This is a genomic window from Gordonia sp. GN26, assembly GCF_054823965.1.
Genome location: NZ_JSYC01000076.1, coordinates 30,164 through 42,635, shown reverse-complemented (window position 1 = coordinate 42,635; position 12,472 = coordinate 30,164). Strand labels below are relative to the sequence as shown.

At 69.8% G+C, this 12,472-nt stretch carries 2 protein-coding genes; both read left to right on the top strand.

Annotated features, from left to right (window positions below):
* Window positions 1-8: 8 nt before the first annotated feature.
* Entirely contained in the window at window positions 9-11,612 is an 11,604-nt protein-coding gene (locus OK17_RS16095; protein ID WP_461418053.1) for an amino acid adenylation domain-containing protein, read from the top strand.
* Window positions 11,609-12,472 (top strand): glycosyltransferase family 2 protein, encoded by an 864-nt coding sequence (locus OK17_RS16090; protein ID WP_461418052.1) that lies wholly within the window; start codon window positions 11,609-11,611, stop codon window positions 12,470-12,472. The genes OK17_RS16095 and OK17_RS16090 overlap by 4 nt, the downstream gene beginning before the upstream one ends.

Genomic DNA, 12,472 nt, shown 5'->3' with positions numbered 1-12,472 from the left:
GCGAGCGGATGTACCGGACCGGTGACCTCGCGCGCATCCGTCCCGACGGCGTGCTCGAGTTCCACGGCCGCAACGACTTCCAGGTCAAGATCCGCGGCCTGCGCATCGAACTGGGGGAGATCGAGTCGGCGCTCGCCGCCGATCCACGGATCGCCGCCGCCGCGGTGGCCGCCCATCACGGCGACACCCTCACCGCCTACCTCGTTCCCGCACCGGGTAACCCGGACGTGCTCGATCCGGCCGCGGTTCTCGCCGACCTGCGCAACCGGCTCCCCGCCTACATGGCCCCGGTCTCCGCGATCGTCCTCGACAAACTGCCGCGCGGAATCCACGGCAAGGTCGACCGCAATGCGCTGCCCGAACCGCCGCGCGCCGAGCGCGAGCACGTCGCGCCGCGGACCGCCACCGAGCGAATCCTCGTCGGCATTCTCGACGACCTGCTCCCCGCCGACGCGAACCGGGTGATCGGTGTGACCGACGATTACTTCGACCTCGGTGGCAATTCGCTGATGGCGGCGAGACTCTCGGGTCGAATCGCCGACGTCCTCGGCATCGACCTCCCAGTTCGTGCCGTCTTCGAGTCACCCGTGATCGCCGACCTTGCGCAGGCCGTCGACGCGACCGCAACTTCCGACCGGCCCCGGCTCATCGCTCGGCCGCGTCCCACGATCCTGCCGGTGTCGCGGGCCCAGCGTCGGATGTGGCTGCTCGACCAGATCACGCCCGGGACCGCGCTCTACAACCTGCCGTTCGCCGTTCAGGTCGACGGACCACTCGACGCCCACGCGCTCCGGACCGCCGTGACCGGAGTGCTCGACCGGCATGAGGTCCTCCGCACGATCTACCCCGCCGACGCCGGGATACCCCGTCAGCACGTCCTGCTCACCGAGGAGGCCCTCCAGACCGCGGAGATCGACCTCAGCGGGGTGAACGCCGAGGTGATCAGTCGCGTCGAGGATCACATCGCCGAGGTCGCCAGCCGCGGCTTCGACCTGGCCGGCCGAATCCCGTTTCGGGTCGCGGTGTTCCACACCGCACCCGCGTCGTACGTCATCGTGATCGTCGTCCACCACATCGCCGCCGACGGATGGTCGATGGGTCCGCTCGTCGCCGACCTGCTCGACAACTATCTCGCCGCGGCCGCCGGGACCACGCCGACCCGCGAACCGTTGCAGGCTCAGTACGCGGACTACACGATGTGGCAGTCGACGCTTCTCGGCGACACCGGGGAGCGGGGCGCCCATCCGAGCATCACCCGCCAGCGTGACCACTGGCGGCGGGCGCTCACGGATCTGCCCGGACCTCTTCCGCTGCCTGGCGACCGCAATCGGCCCGCGCAACCGACTCATCACGGCAGCACCGTCGAGTTCGGCATCGACCCTGCTCTGGTCGGGGAACTCGCGGCGATCGCACAGACCCGGCGCGCCACGGTGTTCCATCTCGTCCACGCTGCGCTCGCAGTCCTCCTCGCGCGGTTGTCCGGTACGTCGGACATCGTTGTGGGTACGCCCGTGTCGGGACGCGGTAGCGAAGTGCTCGACGACCTGGTCGGCATGTTCGTCGAGACCGTGGTGCTCCGCACCCGGATCGACGAGGACCGCACCGTCGAGGACCTGATCGACGCGGTTCGGGCGGGTGACGTTGCTGCACTGACCAACTCGGAGATACCGTTCGACGAGCTCGCGGACGAGTACGAGCCCGACCGCGGCGGTGCGCACCACCCGGTCTTCCAGGTGATGCTCGCCTTCGGCGACCCGGTCCCGGGGCCGATCGTCGGCGGCGAACTCACCGCGACCCCGCTGTCGATCGACGTGCCGGTGGCCCGCTTCGACCTCCACCTGACCGTTGACATGCCGCAGGTCATCGACGGTCTGGACGAGCCGGTGCGAGCCCGCTGGACCTATGCCACCGACCTGTTCGACCGCGACACCGTCGCCGGGTTCGCCGACGACCTGCTACGCATCCTGGAACAGCTCGTCGGGCAACCACACTCGCGCGTGCACGAGCTGACGCTCCTCGACGCTCCGCAGCTGGACCGGACGGTCCGGCAGTGGGGAAGTGGCGGGCCGTCGCCCGTCGTACCCGCTGTATGCACGCTTCCCGATGCACTGGCCGGTGACGCCGCCGGACAGGTCGTCGACGCCGAGCAGAGGATCGCGGCCGCCGACTTCGCGCGACGCGTGGCTCGCTCCGCTCGCGCGCTGATCGACGCCGGGGTGGGGCCGGAGCGGACGGTCGCGGTCGCCGTACCGCGGTCGGTCGACATGCTGGTCGCGATCCATGCCGTTGTTGCCGCCGGCGGAGCCTACGTACCGATCGATCTTGCGGCTCCCGCCCCGCGTATCGCCGCGATGCTCGAGACCGCCGATCCTGTCCGGATCTTCTCCGCTCCGGACGACGCGCTCCGAATCCCGGCTGCGTTCGCCGATCGTCTCCTCGATCCGACCGACCTGCAACTCGACCGCTGTGACACCCCGATCACCGACGCGGACCGGGTCAGCCCGCTCCAACCCGGACATCCCGCCTACGTCCTGTTCACCTCTGGCTCGACGGGCGTGCCGAAAGCGGTCAGCGTCACCCACGAGGCCATCGTCAACCGACTCGCGTGGATGCAGCGGCAGTACCCGATCGACGGCCGTGACGTCGTCCTGCAGAAGACGCCGATCACCTTCGACGTCTCGGTGTGGGAACTGTTCTGGCCCTTGGTCACCGGCGCCGACCTCGTCCTCGCCGAGCCCGACGCCCACCGTGACCCCGCAGCACTGGTCGAGGTGATCGGCGAGCACGGGGTGACGGTGATCCACTTCGTGCCGACGATGCTCGACGCCTTCCTGGCCACCATTCCTGCTGATGCCGATCTCACCTCGCTCCGTATGATCTTCACCAGCGGTGAGGCGCTGTCGGTTCCGACGGCGCAAGCAGTCCGCGCGCGGACGGCCGCCGCGTTGCACAATCTGTACGGGCCGACCGAGGCCGCCGTTGACGTGACGGCCGTCGAGGTCTCCGCCACCATCGACGGCACCCCGGTCTCGATCGGCCGCCCGATGGCCGGGAACACCGTTCACGTGCTCGATCACCGGCTGCGCCCCGTTCCCGGCGGCGTGACCGGCGAGCTGTACCTGGGTGGCGTGCAACTGGCCCGGGGTTACCACGCCCGACCGGACCTCACCGCAACCCGATTCGTCGCCTCGCCGTGGGGGAACGGTGAACGCCTGTACCGCACCGGCGATCTGGTGCGCTGGCGTCGTACGGCCGACGACTCCGCACCCGTCCTGGATTACCTCGGACGGAGCGACTTCCAGGTCAAGGTCCGTGGCCAGCGCGTCGAACTCGGTGAGATCGAGGCCGTCGCGTCGTCGCATCCGGAGGTGCGGTCCGCCGTCGTCGTGATCCACGACGACCCTCGCGTCGGCACTCAGCTCGTCGCGCACGTCGTGCTGGGTAGCAGTGCTTCGATCACCGCTGCCGAGCTTCGCGCCCACCTCACCGCGCACCTGCCCGATCACATGGTGCCGACCCACATCCTGCTCTCCGACGCCCTGCCGACGACGACGAGCGGCAAGGTCGACCGCCGCGCCCTGCCGGCACCCGAGACACCGGTCGCCACCGTCGGTGGTGACACCGAAGCCCGGACACCGACCGAAGGTGTTGTGCTGACGCTCATCCGGGACGTCCTCGGCGATCACGTCGGCGTCGACGACGACTTCTTCGCCGCCGGTGGCAACTCCCTGGTCGCGACTCGGCTGGTCGCCGGTATCGCCGAGAAGCTCGGCGTCCGGGTTCCGGTACGTGCGGTGTTCGACGGCCGAACCGCGGCCGCCCTCGCCGCCACCGCCGACGCCACCCGGAGCAGCGAGGCGCCGGTCACCGAGATCGCGCGTCCCGAGGTGCTTCCGCTGGCACCTGCACAGCTGCAGATGTGGCTGCACAATCGGATCGATCCGGCGTCGTCGGAGTACCTCATCGTCGCGCCGATCCGGCTCCCGCTGAGACTCGATCGTCAGGCGTTGCGGGCTGCGGTCGGTGACGTGATCGAACGCCACGAGATCCTGCGGACCGTCTACCCCGAGGGCGCCACCGGCCCGCGCCAGGTCATTCTCGCGCCCGGCGAGTACGACCTCGATCCGGTGGTCGTCGTTCTCGAATCGCCCGTGGTCGAAGGACTCTCGTCGGAAGAGGACGCGGTCCGTGCGGCCCTGTCGGCGACCATCGACCTCTCCGAGGATCTGCCCCTGAAGATCGTCGTCCGGGAACTGGACCACGACACGGTCGTCGTGCTCGCCGTCCACCACGTCGCGGCCGACGGCTGGTCGCTACGCGTCCTCGCCCGTGACCTCGAACAGGCCTTCACCGCGCGCCTGGCCGGTGGCGCCCCCGCGTGGAGCCCGCTGCCCATCCAATACGCCGACCATGTCGTCCGCCGGGCCGCGCGGCTCGGCATCGTTGAGGACCCGTCCTCGGAGCTGGCCGCCCATCTCTCCTACTGGAAATCGGCGCTCGAGGGGGCCCCGTCGCTGTCGGCGCCCGAGGCCGACGCCGACGGCGGCGCACCCGAGGTCCACCACGTGACGCTCGGACCCGGCGCGGCCGATCGAATCCGCACCCTCGCGGATCGCACCGGCAGCACCGTCTTCGGCGTCCTGCACGCAGCACTCGCCCTCACTTTGAGCCGATCCGGGCAGGGGCGGGACATCGTCATCGGAACCCCGACCTCCGGACGGTCCGAGGCGGCCGTCGCAGATCTGGTCGGCATGTTCGTCACGATGGTGCCGCTACGACTGGACGTCGATCCGCACGCCGGCTTCGACGCGCTGGTCACACGTTCGCGTGACGTCGTGGTCGATGCGATCGATCACGGCGAACTCGATGTCGAGGAGATCATCGATCATCTGAGTCTGTCACGCAGCGGATCCCGCCATCCGCTGATCCAGGCGACCCTGACCGTCGACGGCGACCATCCTGGTGCCGCGCGCGACGGCGGCGCCACCGGGGCCCGGGCGGTACGCCTCGACATCCCGGTTGCCCGCTTCGACCTGGAGTTCACCGCGACACCGACCGCCGACGGGGGCCTCGACCTCGCGCTGATCCATCGGCCCGACGTCTACCGGAACTCGACCGCCGCAGGCATCCTCGCCCGACTCGGCCGAGCGATCGGTGCCGCCACAGCGACCCCGGCGACACCCCTGCGTGCCCTGGACCTGCTCGACGATCACGAGCGGGCCACGCTGGCCGCCGGGTCGGGGTCCGACGCCCCCACGCCGGCATTCTTCGCCGACGCGATCAGCCACCCGGATCACCGCCTGGTCGGATACGACGACTGCCGTGAGTGGCGGGCATTCGACGCCGACGAGGTCGGAAGACGTGTCCACCGATTGGCGCGTGCCCTCATCGCTCGTGGTGCCGGTCCGGAAACAGTTGTGGCCCTCGCCCTCCCGCGATCCGTCTGGTCGGTCGTCGCGACACGCGCCGTCGCCGCCGCTGGAGCCGCCTTCGTTCCCGTCGACCCGTCCTATCCCGCCGATCGGATCGCATTCATGCTCCGCGATTCCGGCGCGTCGATCATCGTCACCACCACCGGATTCGGCGAGCAGGTGGTCGGGCAGGACGTCGACCTCCTGGTTATCGACGACGCGGACACCGACGCCGAACTCACAGCTCTCCCGTCCGGTCCGATCGCCGACGACGAACTGCGTGCACCGCGACACCTCGACCAGCTGGCCTACCTGATCTTCACGTCGGGCTCCACTGGACGACCCAAGGCCGTCGCGATCACGCACCGCGGCGTCGCGTCGTTCGTCACCGAACAGCGCCGCTACGGCGTGGACCGCGACAGCCGCGTCCTGCACTTCGCGTCACCGAGCTTCGACGCCGCCGTGCTCGAACTGCTGATGGCGACCGACGCGGGCGCCACGACCATCGTCGCGCCCACCGACATCTACGGAGCCGACGACCTCGCCGACCTGCTCCGCCGCGAACGCATCACCCACGCCTTCCTCACACCAGGCGTACTCGACACCATCGAACCTGACGATCTCCCGCACCTGCGGACGGTCATCGTCGGCGGTGACGCCTGCTCGCCGACGACCGCGCAGCGCTGGATCGCCTCCGGTGTGCGTTTCTTCAACGCCTACGGTCCCACCGAGTCGACCATCATGGGCACGCTCGCCGGACCTATGACCGAGTCCGACACCGAACCGATGTCCATCGGGCGCGGCATCATCGGCACCCGCGTCGAGGTCCTCGACACCGCGCTGGCGCCCTGCACACCCGGTGTGAGCGGCGAACTCTACCTGGCCGGAACGGGATTGGCTCGCGGGTATCACGGTCGTGCGGCCCTGACCGCGGCGACTTTCGTCGCCGACCCCGACGGCCCGCCCGGATCGCGTCGTTACCGCACCGGCGACCTGGTGCAGGTCCGCGCCGATGCCGAATCCGGCGGTCCCGCACTGGTTCACCGTGGACGTATCGACCACCAGCTCAAGATCCGCGGTCATCGCATCGAGACCGGCGAGATCGAGGCGCTGCTGCGCACACATCCACAGGTCCGGGCGGCGGTCGTCACCGCACAGGCCGGCCCGGACGGAAATGCCGCCCTCGCCGCCCACGTCGTCCCGGCAATCGACGCCATCGATCCGCACGTCCTGCTCGACCACCTACGAGAAACTCTGCCCGGCCACGCGATCCCGGCCGCGATCGTCGAGATCGACGCCATCCCGCTGACACCGGCGGGCAAGGTAGACCTGCGCGCGCTGCCGGCGGCGACATTCGCCGTCCTCACCGCCCACGTCGCCCCCGCCACCGCCCACGAGGTGCTGGTGACCGAGGTGTTCGCCGAGCTCCTCGGCCGCGAGCGGGTGGGCGCCACCGACAACTTCTTCGATGCCGGTGGCAACTCGCTCATCGGCGCGCAGGTCGTTGCGCGCATCCGCGCTCGTTCGGGGCGGGAAGTGTCGGTCCGCGATCTGTTCGACGCACCGACCGCCCAGGCGCTCGCCACTCGACTCGATTCGTCGACGCTGCGCGTCGGTCCGGTCCTCGGGGAAATAGCACGGCCCGGACAGATCCCGCTGTCGCCCGCGCAGCAGCGCATGTGGTTTCTCAACCGGTTCGATCCCGGCGCACTCACCGAGAACATCCCGATCGTGTTGCGCCTGACCGGGCAACTCGACCTCGCCGCCTTCAGAGCGGCATTACACGGACTACTGGTCCGGCATGAGGTCTTCCGGACGATCTACCCCGACAGCGCAGACGGCCCGCATCAGGTCGTCTTGGCCGCCGACTCGACGCCGACCGTTCTCGAGACGATCACGGCCCGTCGTGACGGCCTGGACAACGCAGTCCGTGGCATCACCCGGACGACCTTCGACGTCACGGCACAACCGCCCATCCGGGCCGTACTGCTGCGAGTCGACGACGTGGGACCCGACGAGCACGTCTTCGTGCTGGTCGCCCACCACATCTGCGCCGACGGCCTGACGATGGTGACGCTGGCCGGTGAGCTGGCGAGTGACTACGCCGGGGCGAGTCCGGCGATCAGCGCGCCGCCGGTGCAGTACGCCGACTACGCACTCTGGCAACGGGCAGTCCTCGACGAGGGGATCGCGGATGCCCAGCTGCGCGGGTGGCAGGAGCGACTGCGCGGGGCGCCGCCGGTCGTCGACCTGCCGCTCGACCGGCCCCGGCCGTCACATCCGAGCGGTCGTGGGGCGCGGATCGATTTCACGGTCGACGCAGACCTGCACCTGCGGATCGTCGAGGCGGCCAACCGGCTCGGCGCCACGCCGTTCATGGTTGCGCACGCCGCGCTGGCCGTGCTCCTCGGCCGACTCGGCGACAACCGCGACGTCGTCATCGGCACCCCGATCGCGGGCCGCGGCGAACAACACCTCGATCGGGTCGCCGGCATGTTCGTGAACATGCTCGCACTGCGGACGGTCATCGACAGTTCCGCGACCGTGGAAGACGCGATCGGAGCGTCGAAAGAAGCCTCGCTCCAGGCATTCTCGAACGCGCTGGTGCCGTTCGACCGAATCGTGGAAGAACTCGACCTGCCGCGGTCGCCGTCCCATCACCCGGTCTTCCAGACGGCGCTGTCGTTCCAGAACATCGGATCGATGGATCTGTCCCTGCCCGGCCTCGCGGTCGAGATCATCGACGACGACGTCGAGGTCGCCGAGTTCGACCTGCACCTCACGCTGGCCGACATGTTCGACAACGACGGACAACCCGACGGATTGACCGGCCAGTTGGTCTACGCCACCGACCTTTTCGACGCCCTGACCGCGGGCGAGTTCGTCGAGCGCTACCAGCGCATCCTCACCGCGTTCGTCGACACCCCGGACCGGGCGGTGGGGGACCTGGCAGTGCTGTCGGAAGAGGAGCAACGCTCCCTCACGATGACCGCACCTCGACCCGATGCGGACGCGGCGGTGGAGCAGAACGAAGGCCTCGCGGCGGCGTTCCACGCCCAGGCGGCCCGCACCCCCGACGCCGATGCGGTGGTCGTCGGAGACCGCGTGGTGTCGTATCGCGAGTTAGCCCAGCAGGTCACGACGCTCGCACGCATCGTCGCCGATCACGGCGCCGGACCCGACGACCGTGTGGCGATCACCGCGCCCCGCGGCCTGCTGCAGCTACTCGCGATGTACGCGGTGGCCACCGTCGGCGCCGCCTACGTGCCGGTGGATCTCTCAGCGTCGGAACGCGCCTCGATGATCCTCGACGTCGCCGACCCGGTCCTCGTACTCGGTGCCGGTCCGGATGCTCCCGACGCGCGCCCCTACTGTGATCTCGAACTGCTGGACGTCGGCTCGCTGAACCTCACCGCCGGGCCAGGTGCGTGCGAGTTCCCGGCGCCCCATCCCGAGACCACGGCCTACGTGCTGTTCACCTCCGGATCCACCGGAATCCCCAAGGGCGTGAGCATGTCCCACGCGGCCGTCGGCGAACAGCTGCGCTGGATGCAACACCGGTATCCGATGGGTCCGGGGGACTCGGTACTGATCAAGACCTCCGCGGGCTTCGACCTGTCGGTGTGGGAGTACTGGTGGGCCCTCGGTACCGGGGCACGCGTCGTCCTCGCCGAACCGGGTGCCGAACGCGACGGCGCCGAACTGCTCCACATCCTCGACCGCCACCGCATCACCGTCCTGCCGACCGTGCCGTCGGCCCTGGGCATGGTCCTCGACGCCGGCGACCCACCGGCCACGCTGACCACCGCACTGTGCATCGGGGAGGAACTCCCCGCCGAGCTCGTGAACAGAATGCGGTCCGCGGCACCGAAGACCCTGGTGCACAACCTGTACGGCCCCACCGAGGCGGCGGTCAGCGTCACCGGACACGAGGTGACGGCGCTGCCGACCGGCCGCGTCCCGATCGGCTCCCCACAGCCGACCGTGTCCATCCGCATCCTGGACTCACGGCTCCAACCGGTCCCCGTCGGAGTCGCCGGTGAGCTCTACGTGGGCGGAATCCAACTGGCTCGCGGCTATCACGCAGACCCGGCGCGGACCTCGGCGGCGTTCGTCGCCGACCCGTACGGCATCGACGGATCCGGCGCACGGATGTATCGCACCGGAGACCTGGTGCGGCGCACCCGGGATGGCTCGCTCGACTACCTGGGCCGCACGGATCACCAGCTCAAGGTGCGCGGCTTCCGAATCGAGCCCGGCGAGATCGAGGCGGCGCTCCGGCGATGCACCGGCGTGGTGGATGCGGTGGTCGTTGCTCGTGCCGGTGCCGATGGGCAGGATCGGGTCGTCGGATTCGTGACGGGCGACGACGCGCAGGCCGAGGTCGTCCGGCGCGAGGCCGCTCAGCTGCTGCCGTCCTATCTGCGTCCCGAAGTGCATGTCCTCGACACGCTTCCCACCAACGGCAACGGCAAGATCGACCGGGCACGTCTACCTCGACCGCGGATCGCCGAGCGTGCCTACGAGGCGCCGCAGACCGAGCTGCAACAGCGCGTGGCCACGGTGATCGCCGAGGTCACCGGCGCGGCACGGATCGGCCTGAGCGACAACTTCTTCGACGCCGGCGGCAACTCGCTGTCGGCGACGCGGGTGGCGGCGCTCCTCGAGGCCGAGCTCGGCCGTCGGATCCCGGTGCGGATGCTGTTCGACGCGGTCGACGTCGGCGACCTCGCCGCGCAGATCGACGCACTGCCCGCACTCGACCCGTCCGGAGTCGATGTGCCGGAACTGGTCCGAGGCCACGACGACGACCCGGCGCCGCTCGCGCCGGCGCAGCGTCGGATCTGGGAGGCCGTGAACAGCGGTGCCGGAGCCGACTGGAATGTGCCGGTCGCCGTGCGTTTCTCCGGAGACCTCGACACCGAGTCTCTGGTCGCGGTCTTGCACGCGGCCCTGGTCGACGTCGTCGACCGCCACGAGTCGCTCCGTACCCGACATGTCCAGGCGGAGAACGGCCCCGAACTCGTCGTGTTGCCGACCGGTGGCGTCGCTGACCTCATCGGTCGCGTACTCGAACCGCGGGACGTCGCAGCCGGCGATCTCGAACGCGTGCTCACCGACCTGGCCTGGGCGGAGCTCGACGTGGTGAACGGTCCGCCGCTGCGGCTGCAGTTGCTGCGGCTCGATCAGCGAACCCACGTGCTGGTCCTCGTCACGCACCATCTCAGCGTCGACGGGCAGTCGATGGGACCGCTGACCCGCGATCTCGTCACCGCGTTCGTCGCCCGGAGTTCCGATCCGGACGCCACCGCGTCGGTTCTCCCCGAACCGGGCGTCCGCTTCCGCGACTACGCGCGGTGGCGCACCGAGATCCTGGCCGCCGACCGGGAACGTCAGCTCGCCTACTGGACCGAGCGACTCACCGCCGGTACGCGTGATCCCGGTACCGGACCGGCGCTCCACACCGACCGACCCCGGCCGGAACGGTGGGAATCCGCCGGTGCCACGGTCGAATTCGGGATCGACGCCGCCGTGCACACCGCGCTCGAACAGTACGCGCGGTCACAGTCGTCGAGCCTGTTCGCCGTACTCCAGGCGGCGTTCGCGGTGATCCTGGCCGACCTGGCCGGCGACCCCGACGTGCGGGTCGGCACCGCGAACGCCAACCGGTCCCATGTCGCGCTCGACGGAGTCATCGGCAACTTCGCCGAGGACCTGCCGATGCGACTCGACGCCGCCGACGCCCGCGCCTTCGGCGACCTGACCCGCGACGTCCACCAGCAGCTGCTGGACGGCCTGGCCCACCCGGACATCTCGACGCCGGACCTCGCCGCGGCGCTCGGGATCGAACGCGACCCGGCCGGATCGTCGGGACACCCGCTGTTCCCGGCGACCCTGATCCTGCAGCAGGCCGGGGCGGACGACGCCGGGATGGACGAGATCGATCTGGGCGGCGTGCGGATCTGTCGGGAGCCGATCCCGAACACCGTGGCCAAGCACGAGTTGGAGTTCACCATGCTCGACGTCCGGGACTCCGACGGTCCCGCCGGACTCACCGGGACCCTGCTGTACCCGGTGGCACTGTTCGACGCGACGACGGCGGAAGGCGTCGTCGACCGGATGCGAGCGATCCTCGAGACCGTCGCCGCCGACCCGTCCGGCGCACCCACCACTGCCGATCTGAGGAGCGTGCGGCGATGACGGCATCGGTGGTGATCGCCTACTTCCGTGGCCTGCCGGATCTCGACGTCCAGCTCGAAGCCCTGGCGGCACAGGACTTCACCGGCGACTTCGAGGTCATCGTCAGTGACAACGAGGGCAGCCCGCAGCTGCGTGAGCACCTCGACAGCCACCCGATGCGGGAGCGACTGGACCTGCGGTGGGTGGATTCCTCGGACGTCCCCGGGACCTCGCATGCCCGCAATGTCGGAACCCGCAGCGCACGAGGCGACTTCATCGCCTACTGCGATCAGGACGACGCCGTGCACCCGACGTGGCTGCGCGCCATGGTCAACACCGCCCGCGACGCCGACCTGATCGGCGGGCCGCTCGAACGCGACACCCTCAACGACCCGGTGGTGGCCGCCTGGCGAGCCCTTCCGAACCCGGAGGAACCGGTGGTCCTGGGCCGGCATCTGCCGATGAGCTTCGGCTGCAACCTCGGGGTGCGACGTGAGGTATTCGACGCCGTCGGCGGTTGGGACGAGGACTATCCGACCGCCGGGGGTGACGTCGAGTTCTGCTGGCGGGTTCAGACGGCCGGGTACACCTTCGGATACGCGCCCGAGGCGATGGTCGCCTACCGCTACCGCACGGGGATGCGGGAATCCTGGGCTCAGGTCATCGACTACGCCAGCGAAGAGGCGCGGGTGGCGAAGCAGTACGGGGCGCCCGGCCGGCAGTGGTGGTGGTTCCCGATCCACGCCGGCGTCGTCCTCGCGACCTGTCCGCTGTGGCCCTGGGGGTGGTCTCGCCGACGTCGCGGAGCCTGGATCTGGGTGACCGGGAACCTCGTCGGGCGCATCAAGGGAAGCCTGAAGTATCGGGTCGTCTATCTGTAG